The following is a 21,357-nucleotide window of genomic DNA, read 5'->3' on the forward strand; positions in this document are numbered from 1 at the left end:
TAAGCATGAAAATGGAAGGCAATATCACCTTCCACTTCATTAATTAGATAATTTTATTATTTACAAGCCTCGTTTATAATATCCATAACATCTTTATTGAATTTATCCATTTTGGCTTCAGAATCATTTTTATCTTTGCCTGCTACTGCTAGATATACTTTCATTTTAGGCTCAGTTCCAGATGGTCTTACTACAAACCAAGAGCCATCTTCTAAAATAAATCTAAGTACATTAGACTTAGGAAGTTCAATTTTCTTTTCTTCATTTTTAGGTACATCTTTTTCTATACTAGTTTTGTAATCAAACTTTTTAACTATCTTTACCCCTGCTACATCATCTGCCATATTTTCTCTTAGATAGTTAAGTGCCTTTTGTATTTTTTCTTGACCTTCTTTACCTTGAAGCTCTATTGATACCAGTTTTTCATTATAATATCCATATTTCTCATACAATGCATTAAGTGCATCATCTAGACTTAAACCTTTTTTCTTATAATACAGTGCCATTTCGCATACTAAAGTAGCTGCAACAACAGCATCTTTGTCTCTTACAAAAGTACCTGCTAAGCATCCATAGCTTTCCTCAAAACCAAATAGATAAGTATTAGATTTAGTTTTTTCAAACTCTTTAATCTTTTCTCCTATATACTTGAAACCAGTTAAAACATCTATAAGTTCCATGCCGTAATCTTCTGTAATCTTACGTGTCATTTCAGAAGTTACTATAGTTTTTATTACTGCTCCATTGTCTGGAAGTTTTCCCGTATCTTTAAGAGAAGAAATTATATAATGTGTTAAAAGTACTCCCGTTTGATTTCCTGTAAGTACTTTATACTCTCCACTCTTATCTTTAGCAAGCACACCTATTCTATCGCAATCAGGATCAGTTCCAAATATAACATCTGGTTCAACTTCTCTAGCTAAGTTTAAAGCTATATTAAATACTGATGGCTGCTCTGGATTAGGATATGGTGCAGTTGGAAAATTACCATCTGGCTCTTCTTGTTCTTTAACTACTGATAAATTTTCATATCCAAGTTCCTTTAAGACTCTTCTAACTGGAATATTTCCAGATCCATGTATAGGAGTATATATTATTTTTAAGTCTTTAGCACTTTTTTCTACCATATCTTTTCTTATAGTAAGATCTTTAACCTTATCTATGTAAACCTTATCTACTTCTTCACCTATTATATTAAGAATACCCTCTGCCTCTGCCTTCTTTACATCTATAAGTTTAACACCTGAAAAATCATCTGTTTTTTCTATGCACTCTAAAACTTCTGCTGCCGCTTTGTCTGTAAGTTGATTTCCGTCCTCATTATAAACTTTATATCCATTATACTCTTTTGGATTGTGTGAAGCTGTAATTACAATTCCTGCTTTACAATTTAAATGTCTTACAGTAAATGAAAGCATAGGTGTAGGTCTAAGTGACTCAAATAAATAAGTTTTTACACCATTTGCACACAGAACACTAGCTGCTCTCTCAGCAAACTCTCTTGACATTATTCTTGAATCGTGAGCTATAGCTATAGATGCATCTTTGTAGTTTTTAGTAAGATAATCACTAAGTCCTTGAGTTGCTTTACCAACAGTATATATATTCATTCTATTACTTCCTGCTGCAATAACACCTCTAAGTCCACCCGTTCCAAATTCCAGGTCTTTGTAAAATCTATCTTCTATTTCCTTTTCATCCTTTATTGCTTCTAATTCCTTTTTAGTTTCAGCATCTACATATTCTGAAGCTAACCATGATTTAAATTTTTCCTTGTATGACAAATACAACACCCCCTAAAATTTTGGCTATAGATATTATACTATAAAACAAAGGAAATTAAAACTTAACTTACTGTTTAAATGTAAACTTAATATTAATTCCCATAGTATAATTTTAATTATAATGAAATAAATTATATTATTGTCCATAAAATTCAAACATATACATGCAAAATATTAAACCTACAATATTAATATCACCATAATATATTCTTAATATGTAATTTTAGAATTTATTATTGCATTTAAAACCATACTAAACTATAATTATTATGTTTTTAAACAAGCATAAATTTACATTAATTTAATATTAAGAAAGAGGGTGCCTAGCAGGTTGTATAAATTAAATCAAAATGAAACACCACTTTACAATGCTTTAATGGAATATGTAGACAGAGATACTATTCCATTTCATGTACCAGGTCATAAGAAAGGTAATGGAATTGACGAGGAATTTAAAAATTTCATTGGTGAGAATCCCTTTAAAATTGACGTAACTGTATTTAAATTAGTAGATAGTTTACATCATCCTACAGGTCCTATAAAAAAAGCTCAAGAATTAGCGGCTGATGCTTATGGCTCAAAAGCTGCTTTTTACTCTGTAAATGGAACCTCTGGTGCTATACAAGGTATGATTTTATCTGTAGTAGGTGATGGAGATAAAATTATTGTTCCTAGAAATGTTCATAAATCTGTAACCGCTGGAATCATATTAAGTGGCGCTGTACCTGTATACATGCAGCCAGAAGTTGATAAAAAAGTTGGAATAGCCCATGGTGTTGCACCAAAAACCGTAGAAGAAACTCTCAAGAAAAATCCTGATGCAAAAGCTGTACTTATTATAAATCCTACATATTACGGAGTATCTACAGATATAAAAGAAATAGCTGATATAGTACACAGCTATGATATGCCGCTTATTGTAGATGAGGCTCACGGACCTCATTTAAGCTTTAACGATAGACTTCCTATGTCTGCATTAAATGCTGGTGCCGATATGTGTGCTCAAAGTACTCATAAAATAATAGGAGCTCTTACTCAAATGTCTTTACTTCATGTGAATTCAGATAGAATAGATATAAATAGAGTACAACAAATAATGAACTTACTCCAAACTACCTCACCATCTTATATTCTTATGGCTTCCATGGACTGTGCTAGAAGACAAATAGCTCTTCATGGAAAAGAACTTTTAGATAGTACAATTGATTTATGCAATTATGCGAGGCGTGAAATAAATAAAATTGAAGGCTTTTACTGTTTTGGTGAAGAAGTTCTTGGCAGACCAGGCTCTTATGCTTTTGATCCAACCAAACTTACTATAACTTGTACAGATTTAGGTATAACAGGTTATGATCTTGATATGCTTTTAGCTAATGACTACCATATTCAAGTAGAACTTTCTGATTTATATAATGTACTTGCTGTAGGTTCTTTTGGTGACACCAAGGAAAATATTGATGCTTTAATTAACGCTTTAAAACAAATAAGCAAAAGTATTTCTTCAACTGATAAAAAGAAAAAGACTTCCTTTAAGGATATTCCTGCTGTTCCTAAAAGAATACTTTCTCCTAGAGAAGCTTTTAATGGAGAAAAAGAATCCATACTAATTAAAGACAGCGTAGGAAAAACAAGTGGAGAATTTTTAATGGCTTACCCACCAGGTATCCCCATATTATGTCCAGGTGAAATTATAACCCAGGAAATAGTACACTATGTTAATGACTTAAAGGTTGCTGGTTTATATGTACAAGGAACAGAAGACCCAGAAGTCAATTATATTAAAGTATTAAAATAATAAAAAGAGATTTAACTTATGGAAAACCATAATAGTTAAATCTCTTTTTATTAATATAATTCTGTAATGATTTCTATTCCATTTTTCTTTAAAATTTCTGCTGTTACACCATTTCCTTTTACTAAGGTTTTGCTAAAGGTTCCATTATATATTTCTCCAACACCACAAGAAGGACTTTTAGCTTTTAAAATAGCTTTTTTACAATTGAAAAGCTTAGCTATTTTAAAAGTTTCCTCTGCACCTTTTATAAAATATACTGTTACATCTCTTCCTTTATTATCGATAACTTTAGCGTTCTTTTCCAAAACCTCTTTGCCTGTGCCATTAATAATTTCGGCTGGATTTCTAGGCGTAGACATTCCACCAAGTTGCTCTGGACATACAGGAATAACTTTTTTCCCCTTGCAAATTTCTTTAACCTTATCACTAAAATTATTTTCACCACTATATTTGCAATTCACTCCTAAAAGACACGCTGAAACAATAATACTTTCCTCTTTCATATTATCACCTTACTTTAATTCAACAACAGTAACTCCTGTGCCGCCTTCTCCAAAATTACCAAGCCTGTAGCTTTTTACATGAACATTTCTTTTAAGCATGGTGTTTATAGCATTTCTTAATACACCAGTACCTTTTCCATGAATTACTGTTACAGAACCTAAGCCTGCCATGTATGCTTCATCTAAATATATGTCAGTTTTATATATTGCTTCTTCTGAATCCATACCTCTTAAATCTATAGATTGAGAAACTGATCTTAAATTAAGCTTTGCCTCTCTCTTTTTTATAGCCTTTTCTTTTTTGGATATTGGATTGTTCTGTGTTTTTCTTAAATCTTTTAGTTTTACATTTATTTTCATTATACCTGCTTGAATTTCAACTTCACCTTTACCATCTTGTGATGATACTACAATACCCTTCATATTAAGAGAAGGTATAAATACTTCCTCTCCTTCTTTGACTGACTTTAGTACTTCTCCTTCATCCATTATTTCTTTATTTAAGCTTTCTTCTGCATTATCAAGCTTTTCCTTTAATTTTTGTCTACTATCTTGAAGCTTTTGCCTTGCTTCTGAGGAATAGCCCAATCTCTCCATTTCTCTCATGTCTTTTAGTATCTTATCTGCTTCTGCTTTTGCTTCTTCTATTATTCTTTTGGCTTCGCGCCTTCCCTCATGAAGTGCTTTTTCCCTAGTTTCTGTAATAGAGGATACCTTCTTCTCATATTTATCTTTAAATTTTTCTGCTTCTTCTTTTAAAAATTCTGCTTTTCTTAAATTTTCCTCAGCTTTTACACTTCTTGTTTGCAAACTTTGAATTAAATCCTCAAACTCTAATGTATCCTTTGATATACCTTTTCTAGCTTCTTCAATTATATAGTCCGAAAGTCCAAGTCTCTTTGAAATTTCAAAAGCATTTGACTTTCCAGGTATACCTATTAAAAGCCTATAGGTTGGTCTTAAAGTTTCCACATCAAATTCAACCGAAGCATTTTCAACATTTTCAGTTTTAAGTGCATATGCCTTAAGTTCACTATAATGTGTTGTTGCAACTATTTTTGATCCTCTTGTTCTTAAATTTTCAAGTATAGATATTGCAAGCGCTGCTCCCTCTGTTGGATCAGTTCCTGCCCCTAGTTCGTCAAATAGCACAAGAGAATTACTATCCGCCTCATCAATTATCTTAACAATATTAGTCATATGAGAAGAAAATGTTGAAAGACTCTGCTCTATACTTTGTTCATCTCCAATATCTGCATATATCTCTTTAAAAAAGCTTACTGTAGAATTTTCTCTAGCCGGTATCATTAGACCACTCATTGCCATAATTTCAAGAAGTCCTGTGGTTTTAAGCGTCACAGTCTTACCTCCAGTATTAGGTCCTGTTATAACTAAGGAAGTAAACTCCCTTCCCATGTATATATTAAGTGGGACTACCTTAGACGGATCTATAAGAGGATGCCTTCCCATAACTATATCAATTATTCCCTTATCATTTACATGTGGAGCTGTTGCATTTATATGACTTGCATATTTAGCCTTTGCAAATATAAAATCCAATTCTGTTACTATTTCCTTATTATTTTTCACTGCAACTATACTTTTATATATAAGTGATGATAGTTCTCTTAATATTCTTTCTATCTCAGCCTTTTCTTTTAACATAAGCTCTTTTATTTCATTATTTAAATTTACAAGTCCCATAGGTTCTATGAAAAGTGTAGCTCCTGTAGAACTTTGATCATGCACAAGTCCTGGCACTTGAGCTTTATATTCAGCCTTTACTGGAATAACATATCTTTCTCCACGCACAGTATATAAATTCTCTTGAAGATACTTTGAATAACTTCTCATAAGGGAATTGACCTTATCTTTTATTGAAGAGTTTTTATCTTTAAGACTTCTTCTTATACTATAAAGTGCAGTACTTGCCTTATCAGATATTTCCTCTTCTCCTATGATGGCATTAAATATACTATCTTCAATATTCTTTAGAGGAATTATGCCATTACATATATCTTCAATTATTCTATAACTTTCTTCCTCCTGTTTGTGACTTATGTATTCCTTAAATTTTCTTGCACATCTAAGCATACTAGCTACCTTAAGGAGCTGACCTGGCACTAAAGAAAATCCCTTTCCTGCCATACCTACTGCTTCCTCTACATCCCATGCGCCCTCAAATGGCGGTGAACCTTTTTTCATTAAAAGCTCAAATGCCTCTTTAGTTTCTTCTATATGTTCTTTAACCTCATATAAACTACCATATGGTTCAAGTTCTTCTATAAGTTTTTTCGCTGCACTAGTACTTGTATATTTTTTTATTTGCTCTTTTATCTTAAAATATTCTAGTACCCTAAGTGATTTTTCGTTCACCTTATTCAACTCCTCTTTTATAACTTCCTCTTGTAAAGCCTTTAAATTCTTCATTAACATTACCGTTTTTAATCCACGAGAGAACCTTTTTAACGCTATCTAAATCTTCATCAATAAAATCCACCCTAAAAGAATCTACTCCTAAAGTCTTTATTTCCTCTAAATTATTTATTAGGTTTACCGGAAGTGGATTGTATATATGACTTCTACAATATTTATCTGTTATTACATCAAATTCTACTCCCATTTTATCCTTGAGCACAAAGCTTGATTTCATACATGTACCTGCACAATTATTTTTAGAGGATTTTCCACCAAAAACACTTCCTATAGGACAATACTCACTTACCATCGCTTCTATTTTACCATATACAATTAGTTGAGTATCCATACATTTGTACTTATTTAATTCCCTTATTTCATTTTTACTAAGTTCCGTACTGAGACAACATCCTACTATATCATTCTTATAAAATCTTAATGCTTCACTATTAAATATATTTACCTTATAGTCACCTATTATTTTAAGTGTATTTTTATATTTGCTTATTATACCTGCGTTGGCAGTGACTATACCCTTAATATTATGTGAACTTTCATCTATTATCTTACATATGTTATAAAATTCTTCCTTTATAATATTAGGAACTTTAATATATACATCTTTAAGCTCTTTTATATTAATGTCACAATTTTTTTTAAATATATCTACTATTACATCTTGAAAACCTTCTTCTACTACAGCTTCATATTGTTCTTTACTAGAAACTGAAATCATAAGTTCTGGAATTTTAACTTCTTTTTTTTCCGAAGACTCAATTTTTCCAATTTCAAACTCACTTCTATTTTTATAACTATCTTCTATTAGATTTTTAAATTTATTTATTGCCTCTCTTCTTACCGAATTTAAAATAGACATAGGTATATATCCTTCATCAAAAGAAGAGAATTTTATATTGTTAATTTCAAAAGGAGTTCCACCTGTTTTTCTCAGATTTTCTTCTATTCTTTCTTTTACGAGAGGACTTTTCTCGGCCTTTTCTACTTTATCACCAAAAACCTCTATTTTAATATTTCTATTTTTTTCATTTGAGCCTAAACTGTACCCCTCTGCAAAACTTACTGAAATTTTAAAACTATCATGTAACTTAAATTCCACTTCTAAATCCAAATAAATTTTTCTCTTAAAATCATTTTTAAAGCTTTCTTCAATTTCCTTAGTAAGCTTTAAATCAAGAGTTTTATAAATATCGTCTCCTGCCTTATAAAAATGGGGAAAAATTTTAACCTTCTCTCCTGCCTTAGCTTCTTTAAGCTCCACTGAATCCTTAAATATTTTTGATACAATAGCACCTTTAATATCGTTTCTAACTCCATCCTTTAAACTCAAATCTTCTTTAAGCAATATACTATTATCCTTTAATACTTTTCCTATAAAAATCCCTGTGTTTTTAGGAAAATTATACGCCATCATATCTCTCCCTTTATTACCTAAAAGATATGCTCTTGAAAAACCTTCTCTATTGAACAGTTTTAAAAGTTTATTTTTCTCTTTATTTATATTAAGCTTATTATCAATAGCTTTTCTATATGATGAAACAACTCCTCCTGCATATTCAGGCTTTTTCATTCTACCCTCTATTTTTAATGAAGAAGTTCCTGTTTCAATAAGCTTATTTAATATATCAATGGTGCACATATCCTTTGTGCTTAAAAAATATCCTTTTTTATTTTGACCCGTAGTTTTATCAATAAGCGTATAACTTTGTCTACAAGGCTGAGCACACCTGCCCCTATTACCACTTCTGCCACCTATTATTGAACTCATAAGACACTGACCTGAATAGCATACACACAGTGCTCCATGAACAAAAATTTCTGTTTCTATATTAAGTTCTTTAGATATATACTCAATCTCCTTTAATGACAACTCTCTTGACAGTACAATTCTCTTAAAACCTTTTTCTTTATAATAAAGAGCTCCTAACCCATTATGAATTGTTAGTTGTGTTGATGCATGAATCTCAAAATCAGGAATATATTTTTGAGTAAGCTCTAATATTGATGTATCCTGAACTATAAGTGCATCCACTCCTATTTTATAAAGAAATTTTATATATTTAATAACCTCTTTTATTTCATCTTGTTTTATAAGCGTATTTACTGTAACATACAATTTAACTCCATAATCATGACAGTAATTAACCGCTTTTTCCATTATTTCATCATTAAAATTTTCAGCATATGCTCTAGCTGAAAACTTACTTCCACCTACATAAACTGCATCAGCACCATTTTGAACGGCTGCGTATATACTTTCAATACTTCCTGCTGGTGCTAGCAATTCAATTTTATTCATAAGTACCTCCAATTGTATTAAGTAAATTTAATACTATAAAATCAATATAGTTTCTAATGCCCTATAACTATTATACATAAAGTATTTATTATTACAAATATAAAGTTTCACACAATAAAATAAGGAGGGTCTCCCCTCCATTAATTTTTATTAATTTTAACACTGTCAAAATTAATCTTTATCTAATTCTTCAATGTCTTCATTTAAGTATTGATGTGAACAATCTTCATCCTCTGGCACAAAAAAGTCTTCTTTTTGGGGTGGATCAAATATATCAAAAGGAAATTCAAGATTATTGAAATATTCACATGGATCTTCTGATATCTCTTCACACACATCAGGCTTACAAAAACCTGTAGATGGAACTATAAGATTTACTAATCTAAACAATTTTATTATAGTAAATAGTCCTATGGTAACATTAACTGCTTTCAGTTACATTATGGTACTGCGTATTAAGGTACTGTGTGTTTTGTGGCTTTTGGGGTTTCTGGTAACGTAAGTACACTTTTATTGTTCGGTCGTCAGATATTTCTATACGTTCAACCACTTCCTTTAACATTTGATTAGTCCATTCTTCGCGGTTAAATCTGGCTAACTCCTTTATAGACCTAATAAGTAACTGCTCTTTGTTTTCCTGCGACCTGTTGGTTACTACAGCCATGTCCAATTGTTCCTTATGCTTTAACAGTGCTTGTAACTGCCCCTCTATCTGTTCATTCTGCAACTTGTACTGCGTGGCGCCGACTATCCCCTCACTGTAGGAAGTTAGAAGGGTGTTAGATAGGCGTAATAGGCTGTCTATTTTCGCTTGTATTGCCTTTAATTCTTCTTTTGGTGTCATGGCATGGCTATCTATTGAACGTGCCTTTATCGCGTCCATAATAGCCTTAAAATTGGTTTCGATAAGTACCCCTATTTCCTGCCTTAAAATCTGGACTAAATCCCCCTCATAAACAGCCACCCTACCGTGACCACATTTTGCTTTTCCGAATTGCTCATAGTTTAGACAGATGTAGTAGGGTTCATATTCCCTTTTAGACTTTTTCCTTTTAACAGTAAAACTTGCCCCGCAATCTGCACACACCACTAGATTAGAAAACAGGGACTTACTGGAATGACGGGTAGGTCTGCCATTTGCTTTTATTGCAGTTTGCCTTTTCGCCACTTCTTCCTGTACACGTTGGAATACGCTATCTCTTATTATAGGCGGGAACACCCCCTTATGAACTGCCCAATCACTTCTAGGTATCTTCCTCCTTTTGTTCATGGTAACGTCAATAGTTTCTGTTTGGTGCTGTACTAAATAGCCAATATACGCCCTATTCTGTAACATCCTTCCTATCATACTAGCGTGCCAACCATTAGTTCCCCCTTGCGTGAGTACCCCCTCTTCTTTTAGTAAATTAGAAATGTTACGGAAACCCATACCGCTTAAATATAGTTCAAATACCCTGTTTACTACTTTCGCCTGTTCTGCCACAATCTTTATCCCCTTTTTACCTTTTACATATTGGTAACCATAGGGCATATTCGGTATATACATTTGACCCCGCTTTTCCATTCCGCGCCATGTTTCTTTTATACGCTTTGACGTTGTCTGTGATTCCTGTTCAGCTAACCAAGCAAAAAGTCCGAACCTCATTGTGTCCACTGCACTATCTAGCCCATCTTCACGAAATATTACACGTATCCCTACAGCGCGTAAATCTGCTATTGCTTGCAGGGCTTCACGTTGATTACGGGCGAATCTGCTTAACGACTTGGCTAACAGTATATTGTACTTGCCATTTTTACCATCTTCCAGTAACTGTTGGAACGCTAACCTTTTTACTGACTTTGTGCCGGAAATCCCTTCATCTGTGTATACCTTGTAGATTTCCCACCCTTTTTCTTCTATTAGGCGGGTATAACTGTCGTGTTGGTTGTGAATCGAGGTTTCCTGTTCATCTGTAGAAACACGGGTATATAGTGCTACTTTTGGTGCGTCTGCTATTTCTTTATTTAATCTGTTTTCCATCTTTTGTATTTCCCTCCGCTTCTTTTGGCTTACTCTGCTCTTGTAGACCCTTCTGTGAGGTATTATACAGTATAGCCAATTTTTTAGCAATGGTTTGAGGTAACCCTTGTCCGTAAATTATTTCTACTTTATACATTTCCTTTTTACCCATATTCCCCACCCCCAAATTATAATATGATTATTGCCTATATAAATATGTAGGAAAAAAATTAAGCCTGTGACATTTACGCCACAAGCTTTAGTGTTTTATCTATTTACTTTCTTTGTTCCAATGCAGTTATTCTTTGCTCTATTTCTGCTAGTCTTTGTTCAATTGTTTTTTGGGGTACATTATTAACTTGTTGTGCTTGCTGTGCCTTCTGTGCGTATAATTGGTTCATTTTATTAGCTGATTGTGCGCCCCACACGCCGTCCACAGATAGTCCATATTTAGCTTGAAAGTTCTTTATAGCCTGTAATGTTCCCGCGCCCATTATGCCATCTTCCGCTAACCTAGCACCTTCCATAGCGTTAAGCTGTCTTTGTATAGTTAATACTGTATTATCCATTTGAACCCCTCCATAATTTACTGAAATATTCGCACCATTTACCCTGTTTTTAATTTCTGCCAAAGGGTATTTATCCCCCGGACATGATGTTGAATAGTATTGTTTGTGACCGCCTATTTCTAGTTTTCCATACTTTTGACACATCTCTTGGCATAACGCAACAATTGCTTGCTTCTGTACTTCTGGCATTGTTTCCCCCATATATTCACCCTCTGCACATATACCAATACTGTCTGAATTTCTGCTAGGACAGTGCGCTCCGATAGCATTTTCGGGTCTTCCACGATAAACAGTTCCGTCCTTTCTGACTAAAAAATGGTAGCCACAGCCTGCCCATCCATTTTGTAAATGCCAACTGTGAATATCTTGTATAGAACAATGACTAGCCTCTGCGTGATGAAGCACACAAAATTTAGGGGTGTTACCATAAGATAACGGTTTGAACTTTAAACCAACGTCAATAATGTTTAATCCCATCTTTTTAAATACCTCCTTCTTCTAACTAGAAAGAAAATCCCCTCTAGCCTTCACTTATATGTGTAGCCAAAGGGGTAATTGTGACACTATAAGGTTAAGTCTTTTACTGTTGCACTAACAGCTGTACCATACGTAAATGTTTGTGAGTTTATTACCCTATTGCTTCCTGCGGTAGGTAACGCACCTAACACCGCTCCACTATCGGGATTGACGGTTAGCGTGCCCCCATTTTGGATATACCAGTAAGGAACTGAATATAAGAATTGAGCGTAGTCTTTACATTCTGCCCACAGCTCCACACACACACCACCGGATACAGCAATTGGAATGGCTGAAAATATAGTATTACCACTAGCGCTGTCTATTTCAACAAAATATCTAGTCTTGCCCGAAGCGTCTACCGCTGTTGCTGACGTATTGTTAGTATACTTCATGACTACGTAACCCGCTGTAGGGTAAGAACCTGTTGTATGGATATTTAGCTTAACAACGGAATGGGTGTACTGCTGTGGTAAATAGATACGACAAACACATAAAAACTTTGAGCCTGTACCTGTGTTATTGTACAATGAGTGACCTTTAGTTCTGGACATTCCTCTAGTTTCAAAGTCAGCTGTTACTGCTGTTGAACCTGAAAGTGTGTTAGTTCCTGCCAATGTAACAGCACCATTAAGTGTTACCGCGTCACTTTGGTTATTAGCCAGTACTTTATTTGTGTTTAAGTAAACTGTCCCGTCTGGTTTAAAGATTATAGCCTTTGTAGTGTCCCATGTTTCGCCGTTATTTCCGCCACTTCCCGGTGTATAATAGTCTGACGAAGGTATAAATGCTAACTCTGGGGCTAAATGGGAGGATGATGTAGAAGTGCTTAATCTTCCTATCTTCCAAGAATAGTTATTCTCCTGTTTTGAATAGAACATATTTGGTGTTATAAGTCTAGTCAAGCCCTCTAGTGTACCGTTTTGTAGTGGTAAATACTGCCCTATATGGTTGTGTAATTTCTGCGCTTTTCCACGTAAATCTGTAAGACCTTTCGGTAATGTTTCCGGATAGACTAAACAGTCATTTAACGTCCAATTCACAGAATCCACGAAATCCAAATCAACCGCAGTAGTAGCCAAAGATAGGGAAGTACCGTGTCTATTTCTGTCGGAGCTGTATTGACACATTAAATAAGTTGTATACCCGCCAAAAGTAGTAAAGTTGTATGCAGGGTAAGCAGTCGCAGGAACACCGTTGTAATCTTCGTCCGGCATATTTACAGCTAACCATAATTTAGGAACTTGGTTTGCTATTGGGTCACCACCGCTTGATTGGATTGTGTGTGTAGTAGTAGATTCGTCTACAAAGTAATAAGCAGTATACAGAATTATTCCGCCCCTACTTGCTAACTGTGGGAAACGTACAACCATTCTATCCTTAAACGCCTTTATCCACGTATAGGCTTGATGTGCTGTCATTGTATAAGGTGTGTCCCATCTGTTATCTTCATAGTCTAGTACGGGTAGTAAGTCACCGCATTGTCCAGTACCAAAAACAGATTCTAGTATATCAGCGTAATTGTTTGCTTCTTTTGTTGCTTCCGCCTGCAAGTTTGCGTCAGTATACCCACCCGGATAAGTGCTTGATAAGGTTAACACGTTAAAAGGTCTAGCGTAGAAGTAAGTTCCAACCTTTAGTCCCCTTTTTCTATACGCTAGTACGTTTCCCGCTGTGAATCTTGAATCTGTAGTCTTGCTTTCGTCTGCGGTGTTTTGCTGTCCCGCCTTTAGTATCACGAAGTCACAACCCATATTTTTCGGTGCGTCAAAACCAAGTGTGCTATCCCCAAGTGGGTATTGGTAGGAACTATAGTCAACACCCCTAACTAGATTCAGTCTTTCAGCAAAGTTATAATACGGAAAATATCCCGCTGTTTGTTGGCTCATTTATTAGTCCTCCTTATATACCTATTTACTTATTTCATATTCCTATAACATCTAACTAGCACTTCATCATTATATTGCAGTGTATAGCCAGTAAAAGTTATGTTGCCCGAAGCGTCTACGGTATAATGCGTGCCTAGCAGAAAAGCAACACCGTTTACAGAAACCACCAACAGGTCTAATGTGCTATCATACCCAGTAATACCCGAAGCTATTGTTGCGGTATTTGGTGTTGTATTTGTGATTAGGTTATGCGTTACAAGATTAGGTCTTGCAAAAGCCAAAGAGCCGTCCGCTTTTTTAGTTAGGTATTGGTTTGTAGTAGCTGTAGCCTTGTCCGGAATTGCGTCTAATGTGCTTTTATTTGTGTGAGTGTGGGTATTAGTATAAAGAGTGCCGTCCCAAGATATACTGCCATCTGCATTGGTTTTCAAAGTGTTATTAGCACCTATTGCGGTGTTATCTGGAATATCGTCTAGTACGGGTTTATTATCGTGCCAATGTGAATGTGCGACTAATTCTGTCATTGCCGGAAATTCACCGCTTGACTCTATGGCATTAGTCGGGTCAATGTTGGCTTTTATAAGGAAACTGAATTCGAAAAACGTTAAACGATTCCCGCTATTATCATATACAGAAACTTCCGCATTTGCTGTTCCGCTTACTGCCAAAGTTTGTGCAGTTAATACAACCTTTATTTGACCAGTTGTAGCGTCAGTTACTGTAGGTGTCTGAAATATTATATTGCCGTCTGGTTTCTTTACTGTAAACTTAAGAATAAGCCCCGTAAGGTTTACAGGGCTATAGTCTTTGATTAACTGTATGTTAAAAATGTTTGAACCGCTATCACTTTGCTTAACAAGGAAAGGCGGTTGTAGGAATTCAGTAGTAGCATTTAGCATAAAAGTATATTCTCTAGTTATCACTATTTAACGCCCCCTTACTGCCCATTTGACTTGCTTTGGTCTAAAGTTGCCTTGTTAGCAAAGTAGTATGTGATAACCATTGTAACGATAGTCTTCAAGAATTCCCCGTCTAATCTTCCCAAAAATGCTAGTACAAGTACAACAACAGTCATAGCAATAGCAATCAAACTTCTAACCTCTAAAAGTTCCTCTAATTTATTTAACATTTCGCTTCTCCTCCAATTCATATATTTTAGCCTTTAACCCAAGTATTTCAGCCACTAGCTTTTTATTTTCTTCGGTTAACTCATGAACTTCAGCACGTAAAGCTGAAATTTCTTGTTTATACCCCTCTAAAATGTTTTGTAAATGTTGGTCGATAAGTTCCTCACGTTTTATTGATAGTTCCACTTGGTTTTTACTTCTAGTTGTTACATATGTTATAACACCAGTCAGTACAGAAGTTAGCAACCCAACGATAGCAGTATTTGACAGAAAATCGAACACCTTTTTCACCCCCTAATATAAACCCATATTCCTTGCTTATAAGCTACAATTTTATACGTAAAACTGGGGGTGACACTGTTGTATCTACATAGTACTTTTTATAGTTTAGATAGAACTCAAAGCCTACGGAAACAAGTATACTTCCTAGGGTGTCGCGAAATTCCTGTGTACTTTCTGCAAAGTAACTTTCTATCGGCTGAATACCTGTGCAAAATGCTATAATCTCCCCTGTTTCATTTGTATAGAATACTGTTGTAATATCTGCCCAATTCAAAAATAACCCCTCCTTTATGCTGTAACCGTCCACGAATACTGAAAGTCAATATCCATTCTGTTAGTTGGGTCGGATACTTGAAAAACATTAACATATCCCTGTACTTGGAACTTGGCATTTGCATAATCATAAGCGACAACGAAAACATTAAAGGTCTGCAAACCGTAACCACTTGTCAAATTCTGTATAGAACCCATTGCTACACTAGCTGTAAAAGGTTTGTTTTGGTATTCGGAGGGTAACTGAACCCATTGTGAAGCTGAACCGGCAGTTAATAGCCCAACACCAGTTAAAGATAGGTAATGGTATGGTCTGGTAGTAGCCCCGCTAATGTGCAAAAGTCCGCTAGCAGAAAGGGTTGTTTTATCGCCATTACTGGTATTTACGGTTATTCCATCTACAGACATTACTATAGCGTTGGAAATTTCGTTAAACCCTATTTTTATATCGGTCGGTGACTGTTGGATAATGGTTTTTACGTCCCCTTCTTCCACCTTAAGTTGTAGCTGTCCATCTAAATTGGTAATAGAGGCTTTAGCATTGTTTAAGTCCCTTTCAAGATTAACGGTTTTGTCTGCTTGGTTGTTCTGTACGTCTGTTAAAGTTTCCCTTACATCACCCAATTTAATGGTGCTTTCTGTTGGTGCTAAAAGGTTTATTGTCTGCTCATTTACCACAGCCTTAAGTGTTAATGGTGGGTTAAATTCGTGGTCTATTACTGCCACTAAATCACCAAGCTGTATCTTTTCATGGGTAAACGTGCTGTCCCCTGTAAGCCTGTACAAGTCGACAACATCTAATTCATAAGTAACTTTAGGGCTAGTATACTTTTGTAGTTCTATATAGGCGTTATTAATCAGCTCCGTTGCGTCCTTCGCCCCTGTATCCTTATACTTTAAGTAACGTGGTCTTTTTCCTGTAGTGCCTTTATACCCGTAAATACTTGTTGCTGTTGGGTCTTCCAAGTACTTCTGTCCTGCCGGTTTATTCAATGGGTTTGTTGGCGTTGTCCATGTAATAGTCCCGATATCAAAAGGCTCTTCATCACTACCACCTACAGGAATTACAGCAGTCTTTATGCCGGTTGTGTCTACGGTTCTTTGGACAGAATTTATGTCTTTGCTATATTCAAACCTTTTCCCTGTGTCGCGACTACTAACTGCTTTCATATCAACATATCTGTGCGCTCCATCTAAACGGAATATAACAGCCAGTCCGTAGTCGTCTGCCAAGTTGTATACAGCTTCAAGAACAGTTTTGTCTAGTGATACACCAGTACATGGGTGGGTTGTCACTGTATCTACTTCCCCTACTTCCCACCTAGTACCTGCCAGTATCTGCCCTAACATAACAGAAGGTTGAAGGGTTATTCCGTAAATGCTATATAGGCAAACCTCGTCCAATAATTCCTGCCTTCCATGCTCACACTCAATTGAAATTATATGGTCGCTGCTATGTTTTCCTACCACCTTTTTAATGGTATATAACTGTGGTTGCTGTTCTAGGTCTAAAAAATAAATGTAGTTTTCCTCTATAAGATATTCAGCTCCTACGCAATCCCCGAACAATTCCATCTTTAAAGTGGAAAGGTCGTTCAATTTACTGTTTATTTCAGCTTTTAATACTGAATAATCAATCACGTTTTCGCTGTCAAAGGCTGTGACTGCTTCTTCATCCCTATTTAATACATAAAAAATCACTGGAATAACACCCCCAACTTAAAACCAATTTTCGGTATAAGACAATGTGTATAACCCCGCATGGGAAACGGTGACGCTATAATTATCTGCCTTGGGAAACTTTAGCCATTCGCTAGTTAAGGGAACTTTTGAAAGACCAGAATTACCGGCAATAGTCACATTTCTTTTACCCATATCAACAACTACTTTTTCCCCCGCATTAAACGCACTGTATAAAGTGAATATTATGTCTGTACCTACACGGAAAAACACTGTAGTTAGTGCAATATTACTGCTTGGTGTCCATTCAATAATAGGGTAAGACGGAGCTGTTCCTTGGTAGTCTATTAGCATTGACGCTCCCGCAGATAAATTGACCGTGCCAGTAACAGTTTTTCCTACACCGAAACCACTAGGAACTATAAAACGTATAACCCCTTGCCCCGCGACAATTAGGTCGGATACCTTAACCGCACTGTCAACAAAGGCGTTGTACCTAACTTCCATATCTTCGCTTATTAACAGTTCCCCACCGCGGAAACTATCACCAGACAGCCAACCTGCTAAATCCCTAATCGTTTCTGAAAGTGTCTTATCTGTTGGTGGTATAATTGTTACAGCCATTTCAATAGTCTTTTCACCAATCTCAATACCAGTTCTTACAGCACCATACGCCCCCGGAACCGTAGTTAGCTTATTAGAAATAGAAGGAAGGGCGGTAGTTTCTACTGTCTGAACTACAACATAGCTAGGAATTTCCTTACCATTAAACCATACTCTAAATTGTGTGCTTGCCATCAGTTTTTACCCCTTCCTCTTTTTTCTTTGTCTGCTAATTCTTTTAACTTTTCCGCTATCTTTTCAATATCTGTGTTGTCACGAACCGCCATATTTTGAACCATTATATATATAGGGCTTTCTGTATTACCACTAGTTTCTGTACTTATGTTGTTATTATCCGGCATATACCTTGCAATATTAGCACCTAATAGGGACATAGTACTTTTATTAGTTAAAGGGACAACAGCTTCCTGTCCTCTTTCTCCTACACCAATTACGGAAGGCTCATTGAATAGACCGCCTTTTGCATACCAATTTACACCTATAGAAGGAAATTTACCTTCCAATGGGCTAAAGCTACCTGTTATCGAAAAGTGTGGTAATGGTATACGTGGAATTTTAAAATTGAACATGTTTTCGAAAAAGTGTTTTATACCGTCTGTCTTATCTTTTATCCAAGACCATACACCGCCTACTATACGGAAAATTGTGTCTTTCATCTCGTTTAAACGTCCACTAGTAGCAACGTTAACCGCTGTCCACGCCACATTGAAAAGGTTACCAAGCATAGATAACCAGATACGCAAGTTGTTAAGAATTCCGGACAATATACTCATTAATACTTGACCAAGTGAAGACCAGAACGTACTCCAGTCACCTTTTAAAAGTGCAGTGAACGCGTTGAATAACCCCTTTATAATTCCTAATACAGTACTTATTATGTTCATGATGTATTCAAAGGCAAGACGTACTACATTCGTTATATTATCACCGAATAAAGCCCATATGACACGTGCGTATTCTGCAAAGGTGTTAAATATGTCTTGAAGGTCAATTATTATAACAGAGATAAAGTCTTTGATTCCCTGCCATAAAGTTATTACCGTATCATGGAAGGCTTGGTTAGTTGTGAATAGTTTTTGAAATGCTACCACCAGAACAGTTATAGTCGCTATTATTCCAGCAACCGCCAAAACCACAGGAGCACTTATTCCGGCAAATACAGTCCCTATCGTACCTATTGCGGTTATTAACGCCCCTATAACAATCAATATAGGCGGAATTATGATAGCCAAACCCCCAATTATCAGAATAGCATTTTGAACTGGTTGCGGTAGATTTCCGAACTTTTCAGCTAATTCAGCTATTTTACTCATAATACTAGCTACCGAAGGAAGTAAAACTGCAAATACCTTGGCTGTCGCGTCTGTTATACTTGCCCATGCTATACGTGAACTATTTGCCATTCCTGTACTGGTTCGTGCAAAGTCACCTTGTGCCTGTCCTGTCTTCGCTAATACATACTGATAACGTAGTTGTACCTGTTCAGCCTGTGACATTTGGTCAATAGTCTTTGAAATACCTTGTTGTCTGGCGAATTCTTGAAGGTTTGTTTGTGTCATAACTATTCCGAATTGCTTAAGACTTTCTGTTTCCCCTGTAAATACAGAAGATAGTGCTAGGCTAGTTACATCACTTCCAACGTTATAGAAAGAGCTCATATCTGCGGATAGTTGCGTAAGTGTCTTACTCATTTCATACGACTGGGCGTTAGACGAACCCATACCCTGCGCCATTGAACCGAAAGTAGCTGTCATGTCTAACGCGCTTTGCTTTGACATTCCTAACGCTTTGGCTGATGTATTGGCGAATTCTTGCATACTTCCCGACAATTCCTTGAATACTACTTGATTTTTACTTAAACTTTCGTTTAGGTCACTAGCGTTTTTTATTCCTTTTACTGCAAAACCCGCTAAAGGTACAGAAACAAAGGCTGTTAGTTTTTCACCCACACCCCTCATTGTTTCACCTATACTGGTAAAAGATTTTGTTAAACCCGCAAAACCGCTTGAGCCTGTTTTATCCAACCCACCAAGTGCCTTATCTACTTTCTTTATCTCATTCTGGGCTTGGGAGGTATCCGCGCTTACGGTGATTTTTACATTTTCAGACAAATTATCTCACTTCCTTTTTGCCTATAAGTTATAAGTTAAATGTTTCTCTTAATTCCTTTCTTAACTGCTCTATGTCTGGTTGCTTTTTCTTTGTAGTAGTTTCTGATAACTTCGGTTTGTATAGGTCTTCGGGTTTAATTTGTGTTTTATAGTTTCCTGTAGCGTTCATAAGTAGCGAAGTTTGCCACGCTATCAACTGCATTGACTTGTCTAATTCGTTATTTTGACGGTCAGCCTCCGCTCTTAATATCAGACCTAAAACGTTTATATCCATTGAATACATTTCGTCCACATCAAGAGCGCAATAAGCCAAACCATACATATTAATCTGTTCCCAAGTTAAACCCGTAATTACTTTAAACCTTCAACCGCCTGCATTAAACAGTTAGCCACGTAGTCAAGGTTATCCATGTCCACCAATTCACCCACAGCGTCCATAGTCAACTCTTTGTCTTCATGCATAAGACCAACGTATAATAATTGTGTGATAAGTTCTGCACTCATTTCTTGCATAAGTTCAGACATTTGTGTAATTTTATAACCTGTCAACGCTTCTAACTTTCTAAAAGAATTAAGATTGAACTTTAAGTGTCTTTCCTTATCTAGGTTTATAACAGTTGCTTTTGTAATTGCCATTTATAAAACCCCTTCCCTTATCTTATTGTTTTAGCTAACTACGCCTACAGTTCTAACTAATGGACTTGCTCCTTCTAATGTAAGCTTGTATGTTACAGCGTCATCTTGTGAATATTCCTCTGGAAATTCTGTTAATACCGCAGTACCTGTGTAAGTGTAACCCGCAGTATCTGCATTAGCCCCAATTCTAATTTCAACTTCTATAGCTGTTCTGCTGTCAAATGCTGTGTGTAAAGCAGTCAAGGCAGTATCCCCCAACATTACAAAACCATCACACTCGATAGACCAACTTTTAACGCCCGGAATACTTTTAGCCCAAGCATTACTGTTTTTATCAGTTACATCAATTGTCTTTGCTGACCTTTTAAGTGAAGCGCCCTTTTGTCCCCCTACTGCTGTCATTGTTCCGGATACATCAACTTTTAGTATAACGTCCACACCTGCTACATTTGCCATGTTAAAAATCCCCCTATTTTCTTATTTTTATTGTGTAATCAACTGTGTAAATATAATAGGCGTCTATATCTTGCCCATTAAAAAAAGCCACCGGGTCGGAGCATTGTACAAGTATAATCTCTATCCCGTTGACACTTTTCTGTGTTAAATTGTGTAGTTTGTCCATGTCTAAATTAGCTCTTTCCTCTGCTGTTGATGGGTGGTTGCTCCTATACATTATCTGGAAGTTTACGGTTTGGATAGAGCTAGTGAAAGACCCGTTCTTCATATCCACTACTACAGCAGTTTCGTCCGTTATGTCCGTTGGAAATTGTAACGGATAAACAGGTGTATTAAGTTCAGCTTTCAAGAATTCAACAAGGTCAATTAATTTCACAG

General features: G+C 35.8%; 21 protein-coding genes. 1 reads left to right on the plus strand and 20 read right to left on the minus strand.

Going from position 1 to position 21,357, the window contains the following annotated elements:
• Nucleotides 1-56: 56 nt before the first annotated feature.
• The gene (locus tag CLFE_RS14395) at nt 57-1,784 is read right to left on the minus strand and encodes a phospho-sugar mutase (protein ID WP_077892895.1); all 1,728 of its coding nucleotides are present in this window, start codon (nt 1,782-1,784) and stop codon (nt 57-59) included.
• A 331-nt stretch (nt 1,785-2,115) separates the two neighbouring features.
• Between CLFE_RS14395 and CLFE_RS14400 the strand changes: the two genes are divergently transcribed.
• Nucleotides 2,116-3,579: an aminotransferase class I/II-fold pyridoxal phosphate-dependent enzyme gene (locus CLFE_RS14400; RefSeq protein ID WP_077892894.1), complete on the plus strand. Its 1,464-nt coding sequence runs from the start codon at nt 2,116-2,118 to the stop codon at nt 3,577-3,579.
• A gap of 50 nt (nt 3,580-3,629) precedes the next feature.
• On the opposite strand, the gene CLFE_RS14405 is transcribed toward CLFE_RS14400, so the two are convergent.
• The 19 genes from CLFE_RS14405 to CLFE_RS14495 all read right to left on the minus strand — a co-directional run bounded on the left by CLFE_RS14405 (nt 3,630) and on the right by CLFE_RS14495 (nt 21,355).
• Nucleotides 3,630-4,082, minus strand: coding sequence for a 2-thiouracil desulfurase family protein (locus CLFE_RS14405; protein WP_077892893.1), 453 nt, complete (start codon nt 4,080-4,082; stop codon nt 3,630-3,632).
• A gap of 9 nt (nt 4,083-4,091) precedes the next feature.
• Nucleotides 4,092-6,458, minus strand: coding sequence for an endonuclease MutS2 (locus CLFE_RS14410; protein WP_077892982.1), 2,367 nt, complete (start codon nt 6,456-6,458; stop codon nt 4,092-4,094).
• A gap of 1 nt (nt 6,459) precedes the next feature.
• Entirely contained in the window at nt 6,460-8,817 is a 2,358-nt protein-coding gene (locus CLFE_RS14415) for a U32 family peptidase (RefSeq protein ID WP_077892892.1), read from the minus strand.
• A 171-nt stretch (nt 8,818-8,988) separates the two neighbouring features.
• Nucleotides 8,989-9,207 carry a hypothetical protein gene (locus CLFE_RS14420; protein ID WP_077892891.1) on the minus strand — a complete coding sequence of 73 codons (219 nt, stop codon included), beginning with the start codon at nt 9,205-9,207 and terminating at the stop codon, nt 8,989-8,991.
• Between the two features lie 31 nt (nt 9,208-9,238).
• Nucleotides 9,239-10,837: a recombinase family protein gene (locus tag CLFE_RS14425; protein ID WP_077892890.1), complete on the minus strand. Its 1,599-nt coding sequence runs from the start codon at nt 10,835-10,837 to the stop codon at nt 9,239-9,241.
• Nucleotides 10,818-10,988 (minus strand): hypothetical protein, encoded by a 171-nt coding sequence (locus CLFE_RS14430; RefSeq protein WP_169850908.1) that lies wholly within the window; start codon nt 10,986-10,988, stop codon nt 10,818-10,820. Before CLFE_RS14430 ends, CLFE_RS14425 begins: the two co-directional genes overlap by 20 nt.
• A gap of 103 nt (nt 10,989-11,091) precedes the next feature.
• Nucleotides 11,092-11,862: a peptidoglycan recognition protein family protein gene (locus CLFE_RS14435; protein WP_077892889.1), complete on the minus strand. Its 771-nt coding sequence runs from the start codon at nt 11,860-11,862 to the stop codon at nt 11,092-11,094.
• A gap of 86 nt (nt 11,863-11,948) precedes the next feature.
• Nucleotides 11,949-12,983 carry a hypothetical protein gene (locus CLFE_RS14440; RefSeq protein ID WP_139356109.1) on the minus strand — a complete coding sequence of 345 codons (1,035 nt, stop codon included), beginning with the start codon at nt 12,981-12,983 and terminating at the stop codon, nt 11,949-11,951.
• A gap of 836 nt (nt 12,984-13,819) precedes the next feature.
• Nucleotides 13,820-14,713 (minus strand): BppU family phage baseplate upper protein, encoded by an 894-nt coding sequence (locus CLFE_RS14445; protein WP_077892887.1) that lies wholly within the window; start codon nt 14,711-14,713, stop codon nt 13,820-13,822.
• 14 nt (nt 14,714-14,727) lie between these two features.
• On the minus strand, nt 14,728-14,940 hold the full coding sequence (locus CLFE_RS14450; protein WP_139356107.1) for a hypothetical protein: 213 nt from the start codon (nt 14,938-14,940) through the stop codon (nt 14,728-14,730).
• Entirely contained in the window at nt 14,909-15,199 is a 291-nt protein-coding gene (locus CLFE_RS14455; RefSeq protein WP_077892885.1) for a hypothetical protein, read from the minus strand. The genes CLFE_RS14450 and CLFE_RS14455 overlap by 32 nt, the downstream gene beginning before the upstream one ends.
• 43 nt (nt 15,200-15,242) lie before the next feature.
• Nucleotides 15,243-15,473, minus strand: coding sequence for a hypothetical protein (locus CLFE_RS14460; RefSeq protein ID WP_077892884.1), 231 nt, complete (start codon nt 15,471-15,473; stop codon nt 15,243-15,245).
• A 14-nt stretch (nt 15,474-15,487) separates the two neighbouring features.
• Entirely contained in the window at nt 15,488-17,173 is a 1,686-nt protein-coding gene (locus CLFE_RS14465) for a phage tail protein (protein ID WP_077892883.1), read from the minus strand.
• An 18-nt stretch (nt 17,174-17,191) separates the two neighbouring features.
• Entirely contained in the window at nt 17,192-17,950 is a 759-nt protein-coding gene (locus CLFE_RS14470; protein WP_077892882.1) for a distal tail protein Dit, read from the minus strand.
• Complete coding sequence (locus CLFE_RS14475) at nt 17,950-19,509, minus strand: phage tail tape measure protein (RefSeq protein ID WP_139356106.1); 1,560 nt, start codon at nt 19,507-19,509, stop codon at nt 17,950-17,952. The genes CLFE_RS14470 and CLFE_RS14475 overlap by 1 nt, the downstream gene beginning before the upstream one ends.
• A 406-nt stretch (nt 19,510-19,915) precedes the next feature.
• Nucleotides 19,916-20,089: a hypothetical protein gene (locus CLFE_RS14480; protein ID WP_250944636.1), complete on the minus strand. Its 174-nt coding sequence runs from the start codon at nt 20,087-20,089 to the stop codon at nt 19,916-19,918.
• Nucleotides 20,090-20,238: 149 nt separating this feature from the next.
• Nucleotides 20,239-20,523, minus strand: a complete 285-nt coding sequence (locus tag CLFE_RS14485; RefSeq protein ID WP_077892879.1) for a hypothetical protein — start codon at nt 20,521-20,523, stop codon at nt 20,239-20,241.
• Between the two features lie 30 nt (nt 20,524-20,553).
• On the minus strand, nt 20,554-20,979 hold the full coding sequence (locus CLFE_RS14490) for a phage major tail protein, TP901-1 family (protein ID WP_077892878.1): 426 nt from the start codon (nt 20,977-20,979) through the stop codon (nt 20,554-20,556).
• Between the two features lie 13 nt (nt 20,980-20,992).
• Nucleotides 20,993-21,355 carry a phage tail terminator protein gene (locus tag CLFE_RS14495; protein WP_077892877.1) on the minus strand — a complete coding sequence of 121 codons (363 nt, stop codon included), beginning with the start codon at nt 21,353-21,355 and terminating at the stop codon, nt 20,993-20,995.
• Nucleotides 21,356-21,357: the final 2 nt, after the last annotated feature.

It is taken from the genome of Clostridium felsineum DSM 794, assembly GCF_002006355.2.
GTDB classification, from domain to species: Bacteria; Bacillota; Clostridia; order Clostridiales; family Clostridiaceae; genus Clostridium_S; species Clostridium_S felsineum.

Bases quoted from the DNA above. Each gene is read 5' to 3' on its own strand.
- CLFE_RS14415 (WP_077892892.1), bottom strand. From the start codon at position 8,817: ATGAATAAAATTGAATTGCTAGCACCAGCAGGAAGTATTGAAAGTATA.
- CLFE_RS14480 (WP_250944636.1), bottom strand. From the start codon at position 20,089: ATGCAGTTGATAGCGTGGCAAACTTCGCTACTTATGAACGCTACAGGA.
- CLFE_RS14485 (WP_077892879.1), bottom strand. From the start codon at position 20,523: ATGGCAATTACAAAAGCAACTGTTATAAACCTAGATAAGGAAAGACAC.
- CLFE_RS14475 (WP_139356106.1), bottom strand. From the start codon at position 19,509: ATGGCGCAGGGTATGGGTTCGTCTAACGCCCAGTCGTATGAAATGAGT.
- CLFE_RS14450 (WP_139356107.1), bottom strand. From the start codon at position 14,940: ATGAATTGGAGGAGAAGCGAAATGTTAAATAAATTAGAGGAACTTTTA.
- CLFE_RS14490 (WP_077892878.1), bottom strand. From the start codon at position 20,979: ATGGCAAATGTAGCAGGTGTGGACGTTATACTAAAAGTTGATGTATCC.
- CLFE_RS14405 (WP_077892893.1), bottom strand. From the start codon at position 4,082: ATGAAAGAGGAAAGTATTATTGTTTCAGCGTGTCTTTTAGGAGTGAAT.
- CLFE_RS14435 (WP_077892889.1), bottom strand. From the start codon at position 11,862: ATGGGATTAAACATTATTGACGTTGGTTTAAAGTTCAAACCGTTATCT.
- CLFE_RS14470 (WP_077892882.1), bottom strand. From the start codon at position 17,950: ATGGCAAGCACACAATTTAGAGTATGGTTTAATGGTAAGGAAATTCCT.
- CLFE_RS14430 (WP_169850908.1), bottom strand. From the start codon at position 10,988: ATGGGTAAAAAGGAAATGTATAAAGTAGAAATAATTTACGGACAAGGG.
- CLFE_RS14425 (WP_077892890.1), bottom strand. From the start codon at position 10,837: ATGGAAAACAGATTAAATAAAGAAATAGCAGACGCACCAAAAGTAGCA.